We start from the raw sequence: 26,329 nt of genomic DNA on the forward strand, positions 1-26,329 counted from the left end.
GTCGGCAACCAACGCCGCGCACTCACCCGCATCGGCACCGCGGCACTGAACGCCGACGGGCTCGGCTCGGACAACCATCGCGCATGGACCATCCTGCTGATCAAGCTCATCGGCCCCAAGGGCACCCTGTGGGTCATCGGCAACGCCGTCACCCGCACGACCGGTGCGTTGCACACACCGCTCGAGCCGACCCCGGCCCCCGCCACCTCCGAGCAGTCCACCGCCCCGGAAACTGCGAAACAACCGGATCAGAGCATCGAGCCCACCGATTCTGCTGTGCCACTCGACCATTCGGTCGACTCGACGAGTCGGCCGGCAACTCCGGATGCGCCCATCGCCGAGCAGGAAACCACGGAGTCCGATCCCGCACCGAAGCTCGAGGCCGAGTCGGCGCAGCCCACCGACACCCACGAATCTGCGAAGCAGTCCGCGCAGAGCACCGATCCTGCTGTGACACCGGACTCGACCGAGCCGACGGATCGCCCGGTGGTGCCGGATACTCCCGTCGCCGCGCAGCACACCACGGAGAAAGAACGCGGTGCGGCACCCGTCCATGACGTCACGTCCTCCCCCGGCGTCCGGTGGCGCGGACCGCGATCGGCCGTGGTGAACGGCATCCGTGCACCTGCCGGGCACGTCTGGGAATCCATGCGCGACGACGGCGACTGCCTGCCGCTACTGCTCGAGCGCATGGTCTACCCGAACGACCCGCCGTTGACACAGAAGATCATGGACAAGCGGCTCGCCGCGTTGCGCGCGGAGATCGCGACCGAGATCGAGACGAACGCAGACGACTACTTCGAGCAGTTCGTCGCCCTTGTCGACGCGGCCTCAGTAGCCCCACCCGAGGCGCCACTGCTCCGCTCCGAAGAAGTGGCTGCGCTGCAAACCGCACGAGACAACAACCGGCTCCGCGCCGAGTTCGACCGGCAAGTACAGGCGATCAGGACACCGCGGGTCTGGCGAAACGCGGCCAGCCATTTGACTTCTCGGGCCGCGGGCACCATGTTGCAGCGGCGCGGACTCTTCCTGGCGTTGTACAACGATGAATACAGAACTCGCCCTGTGATACTCGGCGTGGAAACCACCGAGGCGGCTTCAGCCACCGCTCTGAACTACCGCAATCACTTCTACCTCGCGGTACCGCGCGAGACGCATGCACTCGGCTCGTCGGAACCGTCGCGCACACAGGTATCGCCTGCTTCGCCACAACCGCAGGTGCCGGTCGACAACGCGAAGGCGCCCAGCAACGAGACAGAACTCCAGCGCACCGAGGCGGACCGGTCGGACGCCGAAACCACTGGGGCAGTACCGATCATCGTCGTGTCGCCGCCTCAGGACGAAGCGCAGGTATTCCCGGACCGGCCGCACACACCACCCACCATCACGATTTCCACACCCGAGGGCACCACCCGGTCCGCCGACGACATACCGGCGCCTGAAGCCGAAACACCCGTTCCCGCACACGAATCGGCGCCGGATCTCGCGCCAACGCTGTCCGCGCCGCCGAGCCCACCGGTGCAACCGATCGCGCGCCGGTCGGAGTCGGTATTGTCGCGCGCCGCCGCGGAATTCGAGGGCATCTTCGACCGCCCCCGTACGTTGCCGGAGTTGTACCGCACGCTGCTGCCCGAGTGGCCGGACCTGTCGTTCGAGGACCTGGCAGAGCTGCGGACACACAGCTACGCCCACAACGGGCAGCAAGCCCCCACCGTGTCGCGGGAAAATCTGGACGAGTTCCTGCATGCCATCTGGGATGAGCGTGAGTCGATCGCGACCGCGAATCACATCTACAACGCGTATCTGAGCCGGGGCGCCGGAGATCGACCAGAGAACCCCCGCGCGTTCAGAAACGACATCGCGTGGATCCTCACCCAGCGCACGCCCGGACCGGCACAGCAGGGCTTCCTGGCGGAGGCCGGTGTGCTCACGCCGGACAATGCGGACCGCTGGGCGCCCGGAAACATCCCGGTCGTGCACTTCGACCGGCAGCACCGGCCGGACCTGCCCGCCGACGACAACGGCTTCAAGATCTACCTGAATGCCACAGGTGCCGCACGCTCCGACGTGGTGGCGCGTGTGGTGCGCGAGGTGCTCGACAACCCCGAGCGCTTCCCCGGGGTCGGCGAGGTAAAGGCCTTCGGCCCGCTGGAGCGCCGGGCAGACGGGATCGTGGTCTACGTCAGCGATTTGGACACGGTGCAGCGGGTCGTCGCGTGGTTGCGGGAGTTCCAGGACGAGCACGCCGAAATGTTCCATTGGGACGTGCCCGCCGGATCTGAACAGGTCTTGGCCGGTGTGGGCTTCGGCGCGGAAATCAAGCCAGGAGGTTTCGGTGCGAACCGCGCCTTCGCGCTGTTCGAAGCGCTGAACCTGCACCGCCACAACACGTTCGACGACTTCGCCGCCGAGGTGCGTGCGCAATTCCGCAGCCGCGGCATCGATCCCGAACAGGTACACCTCAACCTGCCCGCGCTCCGAACAGACGACCAGCAGACCAACCCCGCACCGGCCACCGAACAACAAATCCAGGAAGAGACGGAACCGGCCGAGCAATCCCAGCTGCACGAAGAGCAGACCGTCGACCAGACGGCCCCATGGCAGCAGGAGATGCTCGACGCGCTCGCACGCGACCAGCTCAGCGCGGCAGCGCAGACGAACACCGGAGACCGAGGGGACTCGACCGAGGCGCCGCGGGGTCCGCCGTCGGAGATCACCCGACCCTCTTCGCCCACCGGCTCTGTCGAATCCAGCGGCACCGTTCGGTTCGCACCGCTGCTCGACCAGGAGCCGCCGCACCACATCGACGCCGACGAGACGGACTCCGATACGGCGTCCCGGCCCGACTCACCGGCCGACAGCGCGTCGATCTACAGCACCGACTCGGATCACCCTGCACGGTCCCAGGACTCCCCCGCCCACGAGCCGATCACAGACGAGCGGACGAGCCCGGTGATGCCGATCAGCTCGGCGAACATCCATGCGTCCGAAACCGTCAGCCAGAACGGGCTTCCCCGCACGTTCACCGTCGACATTCCGGGAAGGCGTGTCTCCGAGCCGCGGGAACAGCAGGACGAGCCCACCGAACGGAAGCGGTTGTCCTCTGGGTCTCGCGTGCGAACCGAGGTGCCCGACACCTTCGACCTGACGGGCGCGGGCTGGGGTACGCAAGCACACACTGTGCGCCGATCGAAGAGCGACCCCGGTATCAGGACCCGTGACCGTGACGCCGAACCATCCAGGCCGAGTTCACGATCGGGATCGGATGAGACGGCGCGTCCCACCGAGACCACTTCCACGACCCGGCCGCCGGAGTCGTCCGAAGACGTCGCTGACGTGCCGGAGCGCGCACCGGCGGCGCGTGACGATCACACCGTCACCACCGCGCACACCGAGCAAATCCGTCGGTCGCAAGGGGACACAACACCTCCTGCACTCGAGCGGCGCAGCACACCGCCCGGAACCGACGGCAGCACACCCGCCCGTGCCCCGGCCGGGCAACCCTCCCGCAGCGCCCGCATGCGGCACCGGATGCGAGGGTTCGTCACGCGCCTCCGGGAGCACGGCGAGCCCAGCGAGCCGACGCCACCGCCCGGCACTGCGGCCGAACCCAGTGTGATCCGCCGACTCCGAACCGCCTTCCAGCAGTTCGCGCACCACTCCTCCAGTAGTGCAACGACTTCGGTCACCAGCGCGACCCCGCGCACCGTCCGCGGCGACGGCACGGCCGCGCACACGACCACCTCCGACGCACCGGCCGTCACGGTGCACGGTTCCGAGCCTGACTTCGACTGCCTCACCACCGCGCTCACCGACATCCACCACGACAACAACAGTCGCGCCATCCGGCCGGATTACCGGTCGACCGCACTGCCTTTCCGCTCGAAGCGACACTTGCCAGGCCGCTCCCGGCGCGAAGCCGAGAAGGCCGCGGGCGGCAAACTGCGCGGCTACGCCGACGAACACCGGATCGCCAAGCAACTGCAAATTCTCGGCCCCGGCGCCCAAGCCCTGGTCGTCGGCGTGCATCCGGCCGTCAACGCGAACGGCATAGGCGCACACGCCTATCGGATGGTCAACGACCGCGGCGTCATCGTCGTCCGTGACGCCGCCGATCCGGCGCACCGCCTCCCTGGACAGGGCAGCGCCGCCCGCGTCTTCGCCGTCCTCTACTCCCCCACCGGCAACCAGACCCAGCCCCTTCGGCTGCGTGGCGAAGCGATCCCGGAATTCCCCCGGGACATCCGCATCGGCGCACCCTACGAGGCGACCGGCACCCGGCGACCCGGCAGCCCAACGGCCGGTCCCAGCCGCGCCGCCGACACGACACCGCACCCGGCCGGGCGCGGCACCCTGAACACCGACGGCAGCACATCAGCCCACACCGGCGACGCGTCGCGCGCGCAACCCGCGCGTGGATCACGATCGGCAGGCCGGCTGCGACGCTTCGTCTCTCGCCTCCGCGGTCGCGACGCACCCGATGGTGGGACCGCATCGATCGCGACGCAACAGGCCCCGGAGCCGCAGCGCACGACATTCCGCCGTATCCGCACACTCTTCCGGCCGCCCTTGCCCACACCCAGCGATGCGCGCACAGTGCACGCGCCCACGGTGCATGCTCCGCGCGGGTCTGCTGGCGACGCCGTTGCGGATCCGCTGGGGAAATGGAACGAACTGCCGGCTGAGTCGCAAGGGGCCGTGCTGGCCATGGCTGCCAATCCGGCAGCCGTCGAGCAGTTCCTCAGCGATCCCGAGTCGATGGCCGAGATCATGGCGGAGATGCATCGGAACTACGCCGCGGTGAACACGTTGCGCGCTGCCGACGGGGAGGTGCCTGACATCAGGATGCTGTCCCGACTACTCGAAGAGCTGCGGATCGCGGAGTCCAAAGGTGCGCTGGCGCAGCGGCAGGCCTCGCAGTTCGAGATTCTCGACGAAATGTTCTCGCACCCCGTTGTGGCGCCGGCTGAGCAGTGGGCGGTCGCAGTGGGCCACCACACGGCGATCAACGAGATGAGCGCTCATTTCCCGCATCTGGACGGACCGTTCGACGGCGACGCGCTGCGCGAGCAGGTCGAGACACTGAACGAGCTGGCCGACCAGCCGCTGTCGCTCACTGAGCCGATGCGTGTCGTGCAAGATCTCGATGACATCGACTTCCTGGACCTGCCTTGGAATCCGGCTAACCACGCCGATGTGATCGGCACCACGGTCACACCGGGCGTCTTTCTCGTCACGACAGCGAAACGCGCAGCGCCACAGCAAGAGACCGAGCACCGACTGATTTTGACCGTGCACCCCGGGGCCGACGGCTTGGTGTTCGGCGACGCCGCGCAGCCACGGCTCTTGTTGAAGCCCGATACACCGTTGCGCATCACCGGCGTACGGCCGCACGGCGACGGATACCGGATCGAAGCCGAAGTAGGCTCCAGCGCAACCGGTTCCGCGCCCGCACGCCGGTCGACGGACACCGATGACACAGACCACACCGAGGACGGCACCCGCGAGTTCGACACCGACAGTATCGTTTCGGCAGATTCCGACGCCTCGGCGGCGTGGCCCGGCTCGATCCGCGAAACGCGAACTTTCGTCGGCGATACCGCCGACGAAGGCCGTATCGATGACGACGGGGTGCGCGTATTCGATACGGACACAGCGGGTGACCGGTTCGGAACGAACCATCTTCGGACCCTTTCGTGGGACGAACACGTCGAATCCGCGCGCAAAGCGCTTGTCGCCCATGGCCAGAACTCGGTGCTCAACAACATTGTGCGGAGCCTGTCGGATATCGACCTCGACCAGTTCTGCGCGCGAATCGAGCACAGCGTCGCCCTCTATCGCGCGATCGTCGCGGAGTACGGCACCGAATTCGCCTTCGGAGCGCTGCGCACCACCCGCGACGAACTGGCGGGCCGAACCGACCTCGACGAACGTCAAACGAAGCTGCTGGGCGCTCTCACCGAGATCCTGGGCAGTGAAAACCCGTTCCGCCGTTGGCAAGACATCACCGCCGATGCCTACATCCGCCAGGACGCCTCCGGTCTCTATCGCCGTACCTACGGTGCCGAGTTCGGCCCCGAGGTCGTTCGAGAGCACAGAGAATCGCTCGACCGGGCGACCGGCCGCCCGCTGCCCTCGACCGAACCGTTCCGCGTCCTGCGCACGCTCGAAAGCGTCGATTTCCTGCTTGCCCAGGACGGCGCACCGCTGAACGGGCGCAATGTCGCCCTCGCGGTCGGTGTTTCGCACCGAGACCCCGGTTACCTGTCGACGTCACTGACCGCCAACCCGATCCGGGTGTCGCGGTTCAACAGCAATTTCGTCCTCGAACTCGAGGTGCCGCCAGGGGCTCGCGGCATCTATGTCGGCAGCGACGGCGGTCTCCGGCAGAACGAACTGCTGTTCGCCCGCAATACCCGCTACCGGATCACCGGGATCGGCCCGACCATCCACGGCGTCACCATCCTGCGCGGTCGCATCGAGCCCGACGAAACAGCCGCCCGCCACCCGGACTGCGCGCCGCTGGCTTTGCGCTACGTCGCCGACCAGAACCCCCGTGCGCCGATCACCGCGCCGGCGCAGCACTCCGTCGGACTCGGCGGGATGAGCGCCGAACAGTTCAACCGCCATGCCGGAGGCGAACTGCGCACCTTCACCAGCCATGCCGAGATCGAGGACGAACTCCGGCAACTCGGCGCGGGAGCGTTCGCCCTCGTCGTCGACGCCTATCACGGCCCGGTGGACGAGCACGGAATCGGCGCGCACACAGTGGTTTTCGAGAACGACCACACGATTGTCCACGGGTACGACCCGATCACCGAGGACTACTACCCGATCGACCGCCACCCGACCGCCAACGTGCGCGCGATCACCGCCATCGTCTACCGCCCGGACGGATCCGTGTACACCGCCGATCGGGAAGCCGACGGCGCGGCAGTCCTCGGCGATACTCGCATCGGCGCACCAGACCGAAGTGCGGTGGCTGCCGACAATCGTGCGACGGAGCCGATGGCTCCCACAGAGAAGCGCGACCGCTTCGGCATAGCAACCTTCCTCGGAAGTTTCGGCGGCGCGGCTTATTCACCCGGTACGAAGCTGAGTTTCCACGCCACCGACCGCACCATGCACGCCGAATTCGGTGCCACCGGAGTCACCGTGTCCTGGACGGGCAACCGCGCGACGCCGGCACCATCCGAGCATCCGCTCGGCGAATTTTGGCATCTGCTCCGGACCGGTTACGAGCCGCTGGGATTCACTGCGGTGCGGGTGGCTCAGCCGCCGTTCCACGCCGCCGCCACCGCTCGGATACTCAGCACCCCCGAATTGCGAAATGTGCTGACCGCCAACAGTTTGGACACCGAAACCGAGATACATTTCCAGGACGGTGCCGACCATCGCGTCGCGGTGGTGCGGCGGGACGGGAACCTCGCGGTACGCGATCCGCACACCGCGGGCGATCTGCCACCCGACCCGCGGGCGATCATCAGCCGAGCGGAATTCCTGCGCCGACTCGGCGAGCGCGGAACACGGCATGTCCGGGTCGCTGTTTCGACGCCACTGGAGTGGCATCGCGTACCGTCCATCGGGCCGGACAATCTTTATCCGACACTGGCGCGGATTCTCACAGTAAATGCCGAAGTGATACGGCAAAAGACCGAGTGGAGAATGGCAGCGGCGAACATCGACTCCGCACTCGAGGCGGCAGCCCAGGAATACGCCCTCAATATCGTCTTCGAACGTCCGGACGAACCTCGCATCACCCTCGTGAACAGTCCGAAGCTGCCGAAATTCTTCCTGCGCCAGACCCTTACCGGCTACGAAATCGGCATCACCGCCACCGGCCATTACGCCACCGTCGTCACACCGGACCTCGCCGCCGCACAGGTCGGCGTGCCGCGCGAGCAGATCCCGGCACCGCGGACCACGATGCTGGCCGGCGGACCGGAACCACCGCTGGAAGGCGCGGCGGTGCGCCGGAACTACATCCCGGAACGGGGGCCGGTCTCCGCGCGAGCCCCGGAGCCCGCAGTAGTCAAGAAGCCCCGGCGGAAGCGGACGACCTGGATCCGGCACCGCACCGTCCCCGCCGCCAAACTCGCAGGACGCAACGTTCAGTCCGCGCATCTGCCTCGGCCGACCTTCACCGACCCCACACCGGTGCACTACATGGACGAGGTGGAGCGCGAAGCCCACCGGCTCTACGTGGACAAAACCGGCCGACTCCGGCACGCCCGCAACGGGTCGCTGTTCCAAGCGGAACGGAACGAGGATTACCTCGGCGATCGCAAGTACATCTTCGTCATGGACGAATTCGGCAATCTGTATGCGGGCGAGAAGATCAAAGGTCTGATCCAGCATTCGTCGTTCCTCGGCGGCCGGATCGTCACCGCGGCAGGGGCCATCTCGGCCAAGGACGGCATCGTCACCAGGATCGTGGACAGCAGTGGGCATTACGCGCCCGACGAGCAGACGAACGACTACGCACTGGCGTTCCTGGAAGTACAGGGTCTGCGCTTCTCCGATGATTTCCAGCGAGTCTATTATTCGAACAACGATCAGTTCCTGCTCCGGGCGCCGGCAGTCCAAGAACGCGTCCGCGCCGCCGCACTCGCGCGGGTACAGCGCATCCTGAACGAGGGGCCGACCTTCACCGCACCCTTCAAGGTCTATCGCACGGAAACAACGCAGCGGTACCTCTCCTGGCGTGATTTCCCACCCGGAACGACAATCGCTTTCCAGGACGCGCTTTTCGACACCACGGCCACGGTCACCGAGGACCTGACCTTCCGAGTGTTCGCCCGCAGTATCGATGGTTCGCAACCCGACCGTGCGCACGAACTGGACGGCGAGGCGTTGCGGGAGCTGGTGTTCCGGCTCGATGTGGGGTCCGTCCGGGTCGAGCGACCGGAAGTTCCGGTCTACACCTATTACGGCGAGGACCTGCTGCACCGAATGGCGCAGGGCGAAGCAGACTTCCACGCCGACAACGCCATCCCGACGCCTGGTGATCAGCGAGCGCCGCCGTCCCACCATGACCAACCCGTGGTGGACCGGACGATGCCGTCGCGCTGGGAGCCGGTACAGGTCCCCGGTGACCCGGGATTCGCCGCGATCGCGCAACTATTCGGGATATCCGAGGTCGCTCGGGTCCGCAGGCACATCCTCGATCACCTCCGCGAAGAAGCGACGATCGAACACGAACGCCGCGAGGAGGTCGACGACAGCCGGGTGGCCGGCGACATCGACGACACGGAGTGGCAGGACGAACTGCGGGACCGGCACGAATTCGACCGCTGGCGTTCGACCGCGTACTGGGACCTGGTCGATCCCACCGCTGTGTGGCAGACACCGGATTTCGATGCCGGAGATCGCCTGCTCCGGCTGGTGGCGGCCGCCTACGAGGTGAACGTCGTCAGCGTGCACCCGGACGGTCAGGTGCGCGAAATCATCCATTCCGCCGAACGATCGACGGTGTTCCTGCGTCGCACTGCGGCAGGGCATTTCGAGATCGGTGCCACCGCGACCGGCACACCGTTGGTGGAATGGCCGCAGCAGCGAGTGTGGGACGCACTCGCCACGCCCAACGGACGGGTGCCCAGGAACCAGATCCCCGAACCCCTGCGGCTCGAGTTGACCAAGCCGCACATTCCACTGCTCTCCGCAGCCGTGCCGAGCAAATTCTCCGAGGAGGGGTCAGCGCGACCCATCCATTACATGGATGCCGACGAATTGGAGTCGCATCGGCTGTTCCTCGGCCCGGACGGCCGACTGCACCGGGCCTCCGACGGGTCGCGGTTCGACACGACCAAGCTCCTCGATTGGCCGGGCCCCAGCCGCATCATGCTGTTCGTGATGGACGAGTTCGGCAACCTGTACGCCGCCGCCACCGAACCGAGCGGCCGAATCCAGCACGCTTCGTTCTTGGGCGAGGGTCAGGTGACCGCCGCGGGCGAAATCGGGGCGGTCGACGGCATGCTCGACGAGTGGTCCGACAGCGAACGCCAAGGCCCGCCGCACCCTGAGCACAATGATTTCGCGCTGGATTGGCTGCGCCGCCGCGGTCTCGCATTGGCCCCCGGCTTCCGCAGGACGGACGCCGATGCCGAATCCCGCGATCGGGTCGGCGAACCGATGCGGCAACGCACCCGACTCACGCACCGCCGGATACTCGCCGACGCCACCGACAAAGCGTTGCACCGCATCGAAAACGCGTCGGCGCAAAGCCCGGCGGCGCGCGTGGTGACGCAGGTCGCCCGCGAGCAACTTGCCACCGAACAGCGACGGCTGCGCCGCTGGCAGCAACTGTTCCACGTGCGTCGAATCTCCAAGACCGAGCAGATCAACTCGTTCGCCCATCCCCTACCCGTGAGCGCGAACGATCGTCTCGTGCCGCCCGGATCGATCGATGCCCTGCGAAACGCCGAAGGGTCCGCCGGCGCACGCGCGGCCTGGTGGGTACAGCACGGGCGCGCGTGGTGGGCGGCGCTACAGTTCGCGGACCTGGCACCGGACTATCAGGAGCGCCTGCTCGCCGATTTCCCCGGTCTGCGCAATGGTGACGGAATTCCGGCCGAGGTACGAGACACTTTGAACCGCAGGCACATTTTGCTCGAGAGTGCCCGCCTGAAGCAGGCCACCGAAGCCGGCGTGCAGATGCCTTCCCAGCAACGCCGGTCGCACAATCTCGAGACCACACTGGTCGCCTTGCACGGCGCGGAACTCGAAGCCGCCATAGCGGCACAACGATCCGGGGGCGCAGTCGCCACGGTGCGGTTGCTTTCGTTCCACCAAGACCTGCAAGGCCGCGCCGCCAAGGTGGCCATCGCGTTCGGTCCAGTGGACACCGCGGCGACCATCGACCGGCAGCAGACCGACGACGCCGCCGTCGGGTCACTGCTTCCGGCCGTACCCCAGGCTGTGCGAGTCCACCAGCAAAACGCCAGTGCCAGAACGGATCACGCGACAGTTCTCACCCTCGGCCAAGACGACGGCGGCACCACCGGTCCCCGAACACGCCGCGGCACAACAGCTGTCGCCACCGACGGGTCCGCCACCCTGCCGACGCGTGCCCCGACCACCGCCACGCAGGCGTCCGCCGCCCGAGAGTTCGGCGCTGCACGGCCCGCTGCACTGCGCCACCAGTTCGGTGAGTCCGCGCGGCCCACAACGGGATTCGAGCCCCCAGGTGACGAGACCTACTTCGGCGCACTGCTCGAATCCTTCCGATACGAACTCGACGGGCCGACGCATCCGTCCCGCACCCGAGTGGATGACGGCGCATCGCAGCCACCGACACCCGCCGAACATCGAGCGCGGATGCGGACGAACCCGCCGCTGGAGGTCCCGAGCACGATCGAGGTCAGCTCTCGCCTGGCTGCGGACGGCCGTCCCGCACTCACGCTCGTGGACGAACAGGGCGCTATCGCCATGCTGCCCGCCAGCGGACGGGTGCACGCGATTCGCGTCGACCCGCCGGACGGAAGCCGGCCCTATTTCCTGCTGAACATGCAGAACGCTCAACTGCGGGTGCCGGAGATGCTGGTGAGCGATTTCCGGTATGTGCCGGGCACCGATACCACGCCCGGCACGTTGAGCTGGCACAACGTGGCCGAGATCCGGCTGGTTGGTTACGACCGTCAGAAAGTGGCGCAGCGCGTCACGCTGCGATACCAGGACGAACTCGTGGTGCAGCCCCCGTCCGGGCAGTGGCGGTTCTTCGCGAAACCGGACACCGATGAGCTGACCTGGTTCACCTTTTTCGACCCGAACAACCTGCTGCCCGAAGCGCCGGAATTGCGCAACCGTCGCGACGAAGATCTCTTCGGACCCTTCGGACCGCAACCGCAAGACGCGGTACAGGGGGCGGCCGGGTACTGCTCATTGATCGCCCCGCTCAAACAGATCGCCCAGCACGATCCGGCATCGATCGAGCAGATGCTGCACGACAACGGCGACGGCACCGTCTACGTCCGGCTCCGCGTCGACGACACGATCGAATGGGAACTCGTCGAGAAATCCATCCACGTGACACCCGGCACCGAGATCGGGCACTACATCCGCCATGAACCGGGACAACCGCTGTGGCCCGCCATGATCGCGAAGGCCTATGCGCAACGGTTCGGCGGGCACCTCGGCTATATCGTGGGCATCAACTCGCACCTGGGCCGGATGGACATTTTCGGGCACCTCGACCCGGGCTTCGCGCACCGCCCGGGCGGTATGCTGCCGCAACCGACCCGCGCCGTACGGGACTACTTCTATCAGCTCCACTTCGACCCGGACACGTTGGAGCGAATCGTCGGCGGCGATCCCGAATTCCGGCGTCGCGTCGCCGATCTCCTCGATGAACTCGAAACCGATCTCGAGGATCAGCGCAACACTGCGGACCAGACCATACTCGCCGACCACCCCAACGACGCGGCCGCTCGCGAATCCGCATGGGACCGCTTCGAGAACACCGAGGCGCTCGACGTGCTCGCCGGTTTCCGTAGCCACCTCGACCGGCATTTCCCCGGACAGTGGGAAACCGAGAAGAACAAGCTGATCGAGTACTTCACGGCCGTGTACGACGGTCCGCCCGAAGAACGGCTGCTCGACGACGGCTACCGGTTCGTCGGCGAAGCCATCGCCGAACGGATCGCTTGGGCACTGCGACGCGGCCCGGTCATCCTCGGTACCAACGTGTTCGGCGGGGGCCGTGACAATACGACCGCAGTGCCGGGCCTGGTCGGTAACCATTCCTACGCGGTCCTCGACGTCGTGCGCGACGCCACGGGCACACCCACGGCGCTCCTACTCGAAGACCCCGGAGCCCGGCACCGGGTCAGCAACACACCCGGCATCGAATATCTGCTTCCGGCAAGCGGATCCACCTACACCACCGAGGCGAACGGCACCCGGGTCCGGACCGACCCGGACGGCAGCAAGGAAACGTTCTCCGCGACCTCGGGCCGATACTGGCGAGATGCCGACGGAGAGCAGCGGTGGACCTCACGCACCGGTGCGAAGATGCGGAAACCCCGAGGCGCCACGCAGTGGACGCTCGACCCGACCCGGAAGGATCCGCCCGACGGCACCATCCCTCGTCACGGCATCGTGCGGGTCGACCTGCGGCACCTACCGAAATTCAACGGACTCGCCATCGGTGGCCCCGCCGCCTACGGGCTTTACGGACCCGAAGTCCCCACCGGCACAAGCCCTTCCACATCGGCTACCCCAGCAGGGCACAGCGCGGCACCACACACCGACCAGTCCGCTCCCGAGACCGCGCGCTACCTATCCGGAGAGGATGACCGGCGCGCGCCGCTTCCAGAAGTCCAGACCGGTGCCGGCACGCACGCACCGACCAGCGCGACCCCTGACCGCGACCCGCGGCTGACGGATCTGTTGCGGGAGCAGGGAATCCTGCCCGAATCGGTGGTGCCGACCCTGGCGCATGTGGATCGGTTGCTGACCGATTTCCAGCCTGGTGCGGTGACCGCGGTGCACCGTGCCTTGCTGCTCGATGTGCTCGATGAGCTGGAGGCGAAAGGGCAGGCAGCCACGGTCGATGAGGTTCGTGCCGGGTATCGGCAGTTCCTGACGCGTACTGCCGCGACCCTGGGTGGGCGTGTGGTGACCGTGGGTGAGTTGTCTGCTGAGTTCGAGCGGCTGACCGGTTCGGGGGCGGTGGTGCCGGCTCGGTTGCTGATCGCTGGTGCCGGACGTGCGGGGTTGGGCCGGGTGCGCGAGCAGTTGGCTGCGGATCTGCTGCCGGCGTTGCGTGCCGCGGACCCGAGCGCGGTGCATGAGGTGCCGCGTGAGATGAACTTCGCCTGGTTCGGTGGTGAACTCAGTGCCACGGCGTTGGCGAATGTGAAGGCGTGGGTGGCGTCGGCGGGGAATTCGAACTGGGCGTTCACGTTCTGGACCCAGACCGGCTATGACAAGGTGCGCGCGCAACTGGGGCAGGACCCGCAGATCCGGGCGGCCGTGGCCGCGGGCAGGTTCAGGGTTCGTGATGATCTGCGGGAGCTGGTCGCGGAGGTGGGCAGCGCGGAATTGGCTGCCATCTACGAGGCCAGCCTGCGGGCGGGTGCTTTCAACCTGACCTCCGATATCGGCCGGTATGCGCTGCTGGTCTCGCGTGGTGGGGTGTATGCGGATGTGGACCTGGCCCCGGGTGCGGTGCGGCTGGCCGAACTCGAGCCGATGTTCTTGCACGAGGAAGACGTTCCGGTGTTCGGGGTACTGATTCGCGGACGCGAGGACCTCGAGCAGGAGGAATTCGAGGGCCTGCCCTTCGCGGAGCGGTTGCGGCTGCTGGTCGAGCGCCGATACCGGAAGGGGATGCTGGGCAACCAATTCATTGTGGCGCCGCCCAATTCCCGCTATCTGGCGGACGTGATGACCGCGATCCCGCAACGGTTCATAGCTCGATACCCCGCCGCCGACCGTGCCGTGGTCCAAGCCGACCGCACCGAACTCGAGCAGATGGTGAGCGAGCCGGCGATAGCCGACGGCGAAGCGGGCACTGTCCTGGGCCGGGAGTACCGGCGGTTGCTGGAGTCGCTGCAGATCAACGGTATCGAGCAGAGCCCGGCCGCGATGTTGCGCCTGCATCGGCTGGCGACGCTGCGTGGGGTGCGCCCGCCGCACCTGGCCAAGGCCGCTGTCCGGATCAGTGGTCCGATGATGTTGCAGTCCGACCCGGAAGACGAGCCCGAGCACGGCTCGATCGATAGTTACGCTCAGCGGGTGTTCGGGCTGGCGCCGCTGCCCGACGAAGACCACCCCCGCGTGATGAATCCGGCGATTCTGGCGGCGTTCACCCCGCTGGACTGGCTGACCGAGGAGAGCGAGGCGCAGCTCGACGGCCCGACCATCATCATCATCCCGGGATGGGCTCCCAAGCCGGTGCCGGTGATCGCCGACCCCTCCCCAGCGACTACCACACACACCCCGGCACTCACCCACGATCAGCGCCGGGAGGCCGCCCGGCTGCTGTTCACCGGCGAGTTCACCGGCCCGCTGGACATGGCCCGCCAGCTCGGCCGCGGTGGAGTCGTGGCGTTGCGGGATGTGTTGTCGGGGATCGACGAACCGGTAGCACAGGTAGCGGCCACAGCATTGACCCAGATCCTGCACGCCGCCGATCCCGAACAGGCGTTCACCGACTTGCGTGCACAGCACTGGGCCCCGAACCAAACCCAACGACAAACCCTCGCCACGCACGGACTCGAACCGCTCACGGTCGAACACGGCGGCGACAGCCTGTTCGAATCGTTCGTCCTCGCCTCGGGCAGTGTCCGGGATCCCACAACGGTCCGCGCCGAAGCCATCGACCACATCGCAGCCAACCGGGACGACTACTACGCCCTCTACCACCCGCCAGGCGTCACCGAGCAGGACCGCCCGGCGCGGTTCGACGCCGAATTGCAGCAACTGCGCGCCGGACTCGACCACAACGACCTGGCCGAGCTGCTACCGCGGGCGATCGCGGAATCCCAGCACACGACGATCGCGCTCCTCGACGACCGCCAACCCACACCCATCGGCGATCCAGCCACCGCGAAAGCGGTCCTGATCCGCATCGATTACGGCGGCGGCCACTACCACGCCGCCGTCCGATCGGGTGCCACCGAACCCCGCGCCCGGCCCGCACCGCAGCAGCCACCCGCCACCACCACCGGCCCGGCGCTGTGGCAGCCCATGGGCGAGGTCGCCGAACCACTCTTCGCCACGTTGGCCGCGATGTTCGACGTCGAGTCCGCGCGGGCGATGCGCACGCTTCTGGCCACCGAACTCGAAACCAACATTGACCACTATCGACAGACGATGCTGTCCGAACACGCCCGAGCGCAGTGGGCCACCGAACGACTACAACGACAGCGGTTCGACACCCGCGCCGCCACCGACGCGGAATTCGCCGCAGCGAACCAGGCCACTGAAACCCAACGCCGGGAAACCTTCGACCAGAACTTCCGGGAACAGTCCGCGACCCGGCTCAAGCACGCCATCGCCGATCTGAAAGACCCCAGACGCGATTTCGAGCGCAATCCTCTCCTCAGCACCGACCTGACCCACCGCGAACTACTCCTCCTCGCCGCCCGCCGCTTCGGTGTCGCCATCGAGCTGCAACACCCCACCGGCCCACCGACCCGAACCGGGCAAGGCAACCAACCGACCCGCTACCTCCGCCGCACTGGACCCGGCCGCTACGAGATCCGGAGGCCGGACGTCGAGTTGCCCATCGACACACCGGCACCGCCGCGCATCGAGAATCCGCAGGAAGTCAGTGCCTACGCCGCGGCGGTGTGGGACGCCCCGTCCCCACAGGTGGCGCTGGCTCTGGTCGCGCGCTTGGACTCGCAGACGGTGGCGGCGGTGCGCGCGGCGTATCCCGGCAAGGAGGACCTGGCCGCGGACCTGCGTGCCGCACTGCCAGAGGTGAACGACTACATCGACCGGGTATTCGCCGAGCCACCAATGGAATCCGCATCGCCGGTGCCAATGGAGGTAGGCACCGCAGATCTCGCGGCAGCCCGTCGCAACGATACGATCGGGCAGGCGCCGGACGGTAGCGCGCCCGTGCCCCCGCGGATCGGCGCGATCCCCGGCCGCGACAACTGTGTCCCGCTGACTCTCACCTACCTGAGCGACTTCATCGGCGAACCCGGGTTCCGGCTCGATCACCTGCACGACGGGCTAGCGGGCACCAGCCACCGGCAACTCGAACAGGCGATTCCCGGTGCCCGCCTGCACACCGTCGACGGACCGGACACCATCACCGACGTGCTGCGGGCACCCGGCCCCGCCACTCACGCCCTCATCGTCGAAAACCACACCAGCGCGGACGAGAACAACGTCGGCGCACACTTCCACGTCGTCACGAACGTCGGTAAGGCCGGTCGGCCGGGTACCCAGGATCTCTACACCCACGACGTCGACCCGCACGATCCAGAACGCATCCGCACCCATCCGCACACCCCACGCCCGCAACAGCACATCACCACCACCGACGTCGTCTACCTCGACCAGGACGGCAACGTCGTCGCACCGCCGGAGCGCAACCACACCCCGACCACGCACCCCCGGCACCGCATCGGCCTCGACGACGACCCGGAAGCGGGCGGGCCGAGCGGGTCGCGCGTCGAAGTATTCCAGGGCCGCCCTGAGTCTTTTCCGGAGCAGTTCCGATTCGACGCCGAATTCGGTCTCTACCCGCTTGGCACTCTCGTACATATCGTCGATGCTGCCGGAACCCTGCAGCTCGCTGTTACCGGTAACGATTGGGTCACCGCGAATTACGGAGACGGCGTCAATCCGGGGCAATGGGTGGAAACATTCGCGGGCGACATTCAGAACGCTGCGGAACATGTGGCCCGGCACCTATCGGCGGTCGCGCTCGTACGAATCGAAATCCATTACCCGACACCGCAGACCGCCCCCGCAACATGGGTGTCCGCCGAGGAGTACGACACGGCGGTGTTCGTTGCCGACAGCAGTGCGCTACCGGGTGACGAGCACACCGATGCGTCGCGCGCCGGCACTCGCGCCGATATGGAAAGCTGGGTAGCCCACTGCATCATCGGGGGTTACACGAATCGGGACATCCTGGATCATCTCAGGGAATACGGGTTCACCGACCTGACCAAACCGCAGGTGGACGCCTGTGTACAAGACCTGTACGCGTCCGCGCGAGTCGACTTCCGGCATGTAGAAGGTTCGAGCAGGGTAAAGCGGGTAGAAAATTTTGCCAGGAATTACCGAAGTCGAATCGACCAAGGCAGGCTCGATGCCCTGCCTATACGTGCGAGGCGCTTGGAGCGAGCAGTATTCGGCCATTTTCGTGATAATCCTGGTATCGGGACACCGAATAATGAATACTATAAACAAGTCGCTCATGCCCTGGCTGGTACCGAAGTGGACGGCGAAGTACTCGGGAGCGTATCCCCGGATCTGGTCTCGAGAGCAGTCTCCGAGCTACTGGCGAGAGCTGGAATCCCCACAGACCATTGGATAAAACATCCTGTTCGCAACATTCTGGATCCGCGGGCTACACTCGCCGCGCTGGCGCACGGGCTGCAGGGTCGGCTCGACCGGGCGGGTGTCGCCGAGTTCATGAGGTCCGGTGGTCTTGCGCAATGGTCGACTCTGCTGCGGCCGACCCAGCCGAGTCTCGAGGACGAGCTTTTCGAGTATCTTTACGCGAACAGAAACAATCCATCCGCTGTTGGATACGAAAGCATCAGCGCCCATCTCGCGAGCAAAAGCTTCGGTAGTGTTTCCCGGTTGGCGGTACACGACTCGATTGCCGGTATAATAAGGAAGATAAAAGTTCGTCCTGGCGCGAAAAGGCTCGGCGCCGCCGAGTCACCCGCCAACAGGTTCTTGAAAATCGCTGCGCAGTACCCTGATGCCGTCGAGGCGTACCGAGCGTCGCGTGGCGAGCCGTCGGGCGGCAGCGGAACCGTGCCCGCAAGGTGAGAATCGAGCAAGCCCAACACCCGCGCCGCGCCCGAAGCGGCCGACTCCGACCCGAAACTCAGCCGGCCGCGGCGGGGGCGTGGTAGCGCTCGCGATGCTCGATCCACGGCCGCTGCTGTTCCTCTTTGCTCATCGCGAGCAGCGCGTGCAGTTGCGCCCACTGGGTTTCGTCGGTCGGCGTGTAGATCTGCACCCATGCGCCCTGCACGGCGGGCAACGACATACTGGTGACGAACATTTCCAGGTCGCCGACCGCCAGATGCCGGATCTGCTTGATCCGCTTGTTCGGCACCGCGACGTCGTTGCGCGCCCACAGGGTCGCGAAATCGGCGCTCTCGGTGCACATTTCCTCGATGAACTGCTGCCAGCTCGGATCGTCGAGGTTCTTCGCGTACGCCCCGCGCAGGTAGGCGACCATGCGGCGCAGGTCGTCCCAGCTGTGCCGGTAGGTGTTGCAGCATTGCGGCGTCATGAACACCAAGCGCGCGACATTGCGCTCCCCCACCAGGAAACCGGGGCACAGCGCCTCGTAGGCGGCGTTGTAGGCCAGCATGTCGTAGCGCGCGCTGAGCAGTGCGGCGGGCAGCGGCACCAGATGGTCGAGGATGGTCTGCATCTCCTCGGGCAGTGCGCTGTTCGTGTGCGCGTTCGGCACCGTCGGCACCTCGGCCAGCCGGTACAGGTGGGCGCGCTCGGCGTCGTCGAGGGCCAGCGTGCGCGCAACCGCGTCCAGCACCTGCACGCTGACGTTGATCTGTCTGCCCTGTTCGAGCCAGGTGTACCAGGTGACCCCGATGCCGGACAGTTGCGCCACTTCCTCGCGGCGCAGGCCGGGTGTGCGGCGCCGCGGCCCCGGGGGCAGCCCGACCTCGTCGGGCGAGATCTTGGCCCGGCGCGATTTCAGGAAGGTTCCCAGCTCCGCGCGGCGTGCTTTGCGCACCGCCCGAACATCCAGCACATCGGTCATCGTTCGATCGTGCCCTATGCGGCTAACCGTATCCAGGTGCTGCTGGTACCCGTTTCAGCGGGCCGCGCGCGAGGATTCGAGCCCGCTCGACGACCGATCCACGCCCCGGCATGTCGCCCGAAAAATTGCGGCTACCAGCGGCGATTCAGACTGACACCGGCCCCCGACAGTTCGGGTCATGCTCTGCGCGGACTTATTCTGTAAGTTACTCGCTTGTGCGCAAATCCCGGCAGCTGGACTTTCCACGCTCGGGCCCAACGCTTTTCATACTGACCGCAAGCGCGGTCCTAGCGGTGATCCTGCTGTTCACCACGGTCGATCCGTGGCTCGATCGGGCGGGCATCCTGGCCGGTGGGCTCGATGTACATGTGTATCGGGATGGCGCGTGGCGCATCCTGCACGGTCTTCCGCTCTACACGGAACCGACGGTGGCAGGGCTGCTCTATACCTACACGCCCTTCTCCACGCTCGCCTTCATTCCCATCGTGCTGGTGCCGTGGGCGGCGGTCAACTACACCGGCATGGTCTTCAACCTGCTGGTTCTGATCGGCTGTGTGCTGTTGAGCCTCCGGCTGCTCGGGTACCGCAGCACCGCACGGTCGGCCCTGATCAGCGCACTGCTGGCATTGACCTGCGCGTTCCTCGAACCGGTGCGGACCACGCTGTTCTACGGGCAGATCAACCTGCTGCTGATGCTGCTCGTCCTGTGGGATTTCGCGCGGGCCGATCGCAGCCGGCTGCGCGGTATCGGCGTCGGCCTGGCCGCGGGCATCAAGCTGGTCCCGATCTATTTCATCGCCCAGTTCGCGGTGCTGCGACAGTGGCGCGCGGCCGTGACCGCGGGCGCGGCGTTCGCCGCCACCATCGCCGTCGCCTGGCTGGTGCTGCCGACCGATTCGCGCGAGTACTGGACCTCCACCTTCTTCCAGTCGAATCGCATCGCCGACGATATGCATCCGTCCAATCAGTCCGTGCGGGGTGTGATCGCGCATCTGACCCACCATCCGGCGCCCATGTGGCTGTGGCTGCTCATCGCCGTCCCCCTCGCGCTGGTGAGCCTCGTGCTCGTCGCCGGACTGTACGAGCACGGTGAGCACCTGCTCGCCGTCACGCTTGCCGGGCTCACGGCCTGCGCGGTGTCGCCGTTCTCCTGGGACCACCATTGGGTCTGGTACGTCCCGCTGTTCGTCTATCTGGTGCATCGCGCGCAGACGCGACCCGTATGGTGGTTGGCCGCGGCCGCGCTTTTCGTCTCGGTGGGCGCGTGGACCTGGGAGTACGACCCGAATTACGTTGTGGTCGGCCTGTTCCTGTTCCCGCCGTGGTGGCCACTGGCCCAGGTACTGATCAACAGCTTCGTCGTGGTGTACGCCGTCGTGCTGCTCGGCACCGGCCTGCTGCTGCTCCGCCTGCGCCGCACCGGATCCCGGCACACCGACCCGGAGCCCGCCGTCCGGTGAGCGCCGCGCGGCAACCTCCTCGGCCGAGGTCTCAGATCAGGCCGAGGTGGCGCAGATCGGTGACGTACTTGTCGATCAACTGCGGGGAAAGATGCGGGATGTCCTGATCGGGGCCGATCCGCGCGGATTGCACCGCCGCCTGGAAGTTCTTGGCGGGCAACAGCGAACCGCGCACCGCGCGCAGTGGCCGCCGGTGTGCGTCCAGCAGCGGTAGCAGCGAAGCGTCGCGCTGCTTTTCGGGCAGCGCGCGGATCGCGGTCTCGAAACGCCGGAACCATTCGTCGTAGTCGTCGATCCGCTGGATCGGCACGCCGAAATCGCCGAGCCAGTCGACGAATTCGTCCAGCGAGATGCCGTCGTCGTATGGGTTCCACACGTCGTAGGTATGGAACCCCGAGTCGGCTCGCGCGCCGAGGGTCGTGATCGACTCGGCGACGAAATCGGCGGGCAGGCCGTCGTAGTGGGCGCGCCGGCGCTGCCCGGCGCTGTCGGTCCCATAGAACGAGTACGGTGCGATGCCGGTGAGCACCAGGCTCAGGATTAGCCGGGTGAACACATCGGGGACATTGAGCTGACCCACGTATTTGCTGTGCGCCAGGATCATGTCGGAGCGGAACACAGCGACCGGCAGACCGCACAGATCATGGGCTTCGCGCAGCAGCACCTCGCCGGCCCACTTGCTGTTGCCGTAACCGTTCGCGTACCCGGCGTCGATGGACCGCACCGCGCTCATCTCCCGGATATCGCGCTCCTCGTCGAAGACGGCGGGATCGACCTGAGCGGCCACCGCGACGGTCGACAGGTACGTCACGGGCTTACGGCGTTCGGTGATGGCCAGCCGGATGATCTCGGCGGTACCGACCACATTCGGCCCGAACAGCTGGCTGTACGGCAGTACATGGTTGACGAGGGCGGCCGGGTGCACGATCAGGTCGACGGTCGCGGCGAGCCGCTGCCAAGTCGCTTCGTCCAGACCGAGATTCGGGTCGCCGATATCGCCCGCGAGCACCTCGAGGTGGTCGGCGGCCAGCTTCCGGTAGTGGTCGAGCAGCTCCGGATCGCCGCTGTCGAACACCGCGTCCAGGCGCTTACGCGCGGCGACCGCGTCGGTGCCGCGCACGATGCAGATCAGCGTGCCACCGGTCTCGTCCAGTCGCTGCAGCCATTCCAGGCACAGGAAGCGGCCGAGATAGCCGTTCGCCCCGGTGAGCAGGACGGTCTGCACCCGGGCCGGTGCAGCCGGAACCGCTTTCGCGGCAGCGAGTGTGCGCTCGTCGAGGAACTTGTCCAGGGTGAGATCGGCGGCACGAACCTCGGTGCCGGGTCCGTGCACCGAGACCAGGCTCGGCCGCCGCGCCCCCGAATGCCGTTCGGCCTCGATGTATTTCGCCAGATCGGCGAGCGAGTTGGCGGGGCTCACGATGACACCGACCGGGACCTCGACGTCGAGCATGTCCTGCAGCAGGGTCGAAAACGAGAGCGCGGACAGTGAATCGCCGCCGAGATCGGTGAACCGCGCGTCCGGCCGCAATTCCGACGCGGCCAGACCGAGCATCGAACGTGCTGCCCGCGTGACGGTTTCGAGCACCGGCAGTTCGGCCGCGGTGCGGCGCAACTCGATCAGCTCGTCGTTGCGGTTCGCCTCCATGTCGCGGTACAGCTGCTCCAGTCGCTCGCCATAACGCTCCTTGAGCTTGGGCCGCAACAGTTTCGCGATACCGGAGAGCAGACCGTTCTCGACGGTGAACGGTTCGGTCTCGACCAGGAACTCGCGCGGCAGCTCATAGGATTGCAGTCCCGCTTCTTTCGCGAGCTGCTGCAAGGACTCGGTCAGCGCGGTGTTCAGCGCGTCGGTGACACCGTCGGCCAGCGCGTCCGCGGTGGGCACGATCACCGCGAGCAGGAACGAGCGCTCGCTGTTGCCGTAGATGTAGATCTGCCGGATCAGCGGACTGGTCGCGTACACCGCTTCCAGATGGGCGACCGTGACGAACTCGCCCTGGGCCAGTTTCAGCACATTGTTGCGGCGGTCCAGATAGACCAGCCGATCCGGTTCGAGTTCGGCGACGATGTCACCGGTCTTGTAGAAACCGTCCTCGTCGAAGATCTCCGCCGTCACCTCCGGCCGCCGGAAATAACCCGGAATCATCGCCTCGGTCTTCAACAGCAACTCACCGCGAGGATGCGGCTGGTCGGTCCGGAAGTAGCCCAATTCCGGCACGTCGACGAGCTTGTAATCGATGACCGGCGGACGCTGGACGATATTGTCCTGCAGCACGCCGATACCCGCCTCGGTCGAGCCGTAGCCGTCGTGCAATTCCAGATCCAGCAGCGACTCCATGAACTGCCGCATCTCGTCCGACAGCGGCGCGCTCCCCACGATCGCCCCGAGCAGGCGGTCCCCGAGCGCGGACAGACGGAGTTCGCGCTTCAGTTCCTGCTCGAGTTCCGGGCTCGCGTCCGCGGCGGGCGCGCGCCGGGACAGCTCGGCCTGATAGCGCTGGAAAATCATGTCGCACACGCGCGGGACGAAGAACATCTCGGTCGGCCGCACCAGGGCCAGATCCTCGAACAGCGTCGACATATCGCTGCGCGCGGTGAAATACGCCGTGCCGCCGCGCGCCAGCACACCGGCGAAGGCGGCCCGCCCGGCGATATGACTCATCGGCATGTAGCAGAGCGTCAGGCCGACGCCTTTCGCACCGCTCAGCCATGTCTTGCGGTTCAGCCCTTCGGTGTACATCGCGCCCTTCGGCGTGCCGGTACTGCCGGAGGTGTAGATGAGCAGGGCCAGCGGGTCCTCGTCCGCGGCGGGAACGTAGAGGGGCGCGGCCGGCAGTTCGCTGCCGCGCGCGCGTACCGCGTCGAGCGTCTCGACCACCACGGCGCTGCCCGCGTCGCTCAACCGCCTGCGCGCGGACTCGAGCGCCGCCCGGTGATCGTCGTCGGCGGGGCGGTAGTCGAACACCACCAGCCGTTCCGGCGAGGCGCCCCCGGTCAGCAATTCGACGGCGACGTCGAGATGGTCGGGGGTCGCGGCCAGCACTCGTGGCGTCGTCTCGGCCAGGATCGCGGCGAGTTGCGGGGGCGCGACGCCGGATTGCAGTGGCACGGTGACGAGCCCGAGATGGATGTTCGCGAGGTCGAGGGTGCCGTAATCGATGCTGGTGAAGCCGAGCAGGGCGACGAAATCCCCGGCCCGCAAAGGCCTTTCGGCATCTCCGTGCCACGCGGCGGCCACCGCGCGGACGCGCGCCCACAGCTCACGGTAGGTCAGGGTCTCGAATTCCGGGAGCAGCCGGAAAGTGGTGCGACCGCTCTCGGTGACCGGCTCGCTCGCCCGCTGCCCCACCGCGGGGCGGTCCGCATAGCGCTCCATCACGGTGGCCATGATCTGCGCCAGGCGCAAGCCCGGCGCCCGGATCGCCTCGACCACCTCCGGGTCCGGCACTGCGGCTTTCACCTGCTCGTCTTCGGCGAACAACTGTGCAATTCGACGCCGTAGCCGATCGCTCCGCGAATCAGTCGCCATGTCGCAAGTCTCCCTCGTTCGCAAGTAGGAAAGCCCTGTATCCGCAAAACACGTTAGCCTATCTAAGTATTCCGCCGAACCCCGTCTGCCACCGATAAGTCGAGTGGCATTTCCCACAGCAACCGGAATAATGTAGCGAAATTCGGACTATACGGACCGATCGGTTATCCAGGTGTTGCCGATACCAGTGTCAACGGGCTCCTGTTACCCGTGCCGCCGGGACCGCAAGATCGAAACCATGACCCAGATCCTGTCGCCGGACGCGGCAGCGGCACCCGCTGTCGCTTCGCCTCCGGCCGTCCCACCTGCCGCGTACGGTGCGCGGCGCACCCTCGCCATCCTCGCCGTGATCCTGACCGGGCAGTTCATGGCGGTGCTCGACGCCTCCATCGTCAATGTCGCGATTCCGTCCATCCGCAGTTCGCTGCACACCTCCGGCGCCGCGCTGCAATTGATCGTCGCCGGGTATGTCATCGCCTACGCCGTGCTGCTGGTGACCGGGGCCCGCCTCGGCGACCGGTTCAGCCAGCGCCGCATGTTCATCGCCGGGCTCGCGGTGTTCACCCTCGCCTCGCTCGTCTGCGGGCTGGCCTGGAACGAGGTGTCGCTCATCGTCTTCCGGTTCGCGCAGGGCGTGGGCGCGGCGGCGATGGTGCCGCAGATCATGACGCTCATCCAGCGCAATTTCACCGGCAACGCCCGCGCCAAGGCGCTCAGCGTGTACTCCGCGATCATCTCCGGCGGCATGGTCGCCGGCCAGGTGCTCGGCGGGCTCATCGTGAATGCCGATGTGCTGGGCAGTAGTTGGCGCGGTGTGTTCCTGGTGAACGTGCCCATCGGCGTGGTGCTGCTGGTGCTGGCGCCGCGCATCCTGCCGACCGTGACCGAGCGATTCGACCGCAAGCTCGACCTGGCCGGGCTCGGCATGCTCACCGCCGCGGTACTCGCGCTGGTGCTGCCGCTGGTGCTCGGACGGGAGCTGGATTGGCCGCTGTGGTCCTGGATTTCACTGGGTGCCTGCGTGTTCGGCTTCGCGGCCTTCGTCGGCATCGAGCGGGCCGTCGCGCGTCGCGGTGCGGAACCCCTGTTCTCGCACCGGGTGCTCGCCGCGCCGGGTCTGCTGCTCGCCGCCGCGACCTTGTTCGTCATCATGGCGACCTTCGGCGGCTGGATGTTCGTCATGGCCATTCACCTGCAGAGCACACTCGGCTACAGCGCATTGCACGCCGGCCTGCTGTTCATTCCCATGGGCGTGACATTCGCGATCACCGGTCTCAACTGGGAACGCATCCCGCATCGGTGGCACCCGGCCATGATTCCGGCCGGTCTCGTGCTCGCCGCCGCGAGCATGGTCACGGTGGGCGCGCTGCTGCGCGACGGCGCCGACGTCGGGGCGCTCGCGCTGGTGCTGCTCGGGGTGTGCGGCGTCGGCAACGGGCTCGCGTTCAGCCCGCTGATGACCAAGACCCTGGCGAAAGTCCCGATGCGGCTGGCCGCGGATGCCAGCGGCATCCTGGTGACCAACGTGCAGCTCGGCATCGTGGTCGGCATCGCCACCTTCGGCACCCTGTTCCTCGGGCTGGCCGGTACCAGCACGCTGTCCGCGGCGCACGCGCTCGGTGGCACCGCGATCGCGGAGGGCGTCACGGTGCTCGTCGCCGCGGCGCTGTCGGTCCGCGCGGCCCGGTAGGCGCAGGTGCGAATCCCGGGATCCGCACGGCGGACCCGGGATTCGTGCGGTCATCCTTCGAATCAGGGCGAGGGAAACCATCGCGCCGGGCGGGCGGCGGCAGCAAGCTCGAGGGGGCTGCTTCGCCCCGGTCACAGGGCGGGCCGCGGAATTCCCGGAGATGGAAGTAGGTGTCGGATGGGCGTTTTCGCGCTCGGCGTAGAATCGACGGC

Annotated in this window: 5 protein-coding genes; 3 read left to right on the plus strand and 2 right to left on the minus strand. The window is 66.9% G+C overall.

Going from position 1 to position 26,329, the window contains the following annotated elements; genetic code table 11:
• Positions 1-168 precede the first annotated feature (168 nt).
• On the plus strand, positions 169-18,468 hold the full coding sequence (locus tag TY25_RS32475) for an IQM protein middle domain-containing protein (protein WP_236639162.1): 18,300 nt from the start codon (positions 169-171) through the stop codon (positions 18,466-18,468).
• Positions 18,469-18,526: 58 nt separating this feature from the next.
• Here TY25_RS32475 and TY25_RS32480 read toward each other — a convergent pair whose 3' ends face one another.
• Entirely contained in the window at positions 18,527-19,435 is a 909-nt protein-coding gene (locus tag TY25_RS32480; protein ID WP_042262681.1) for a helix-turn-helix transcriptional regulator, read from the minus strand.
• A 293-nt stretch (positions 19,436-19,728) separates the two neighbouring features.
• Here TY25_RS32480 and TY25_RS32485 point away from each other — a divergent pair, with 293 nt between their 5' ends.
• A complete protein-coding gene (locus tag TY25_RS32485) occupies positions 19,729-20,895 on the plus strand; it encodes a glycosyltransferase 87 family protein (RefSeq protein ID WP_042262683.1) in 1,167 nt (388 codons plus the stop codon).
• A 31-nt stretch (positions 20,896-20,926) separates the two neighbouring features.
• On the opposite strand, the gene car is transcribed toward TY25_RS32485, so the two are convergent.
• Complete coding sequence (car, locus tag TY25_RS32490) at positions 20,927-24,427, minus strand: carboxylic acid reductase (RefSeq protein WP_042262686.1); 3,501 nt, start codon at positions 24,425-24,427, stop codon at positions 20,927-20,929.
• A gap of 238 nt (positions 24,428-24,665) precedes the next feature.
• Between car and TY25_RS32495 the strand changes: the two genes are divergently transcribed.
• Positions 24,666-26,117: an MFS transporter gene (locus TY25_RS32495; protein WP_226887349.1), complete on the plus strand. Its 1,452-nt coding sequence runs from the start codon at positions 24,666-24,668 to the stop codon at positions 26,115-26,117.
• Positions 26,118-26,329: the final 212 nt, after the last annotated feature.

Origin of the sequence: Nocardia brasiliensis NBRC 14402, assembly GCF_000308475.2 — a bacterium.
GTDB lineage: Bacteria > Actinomycetota > Actinomycetes > Mycobacteriales > Mycobacteriaceae > Nocardia > Nocardia brasiliensis.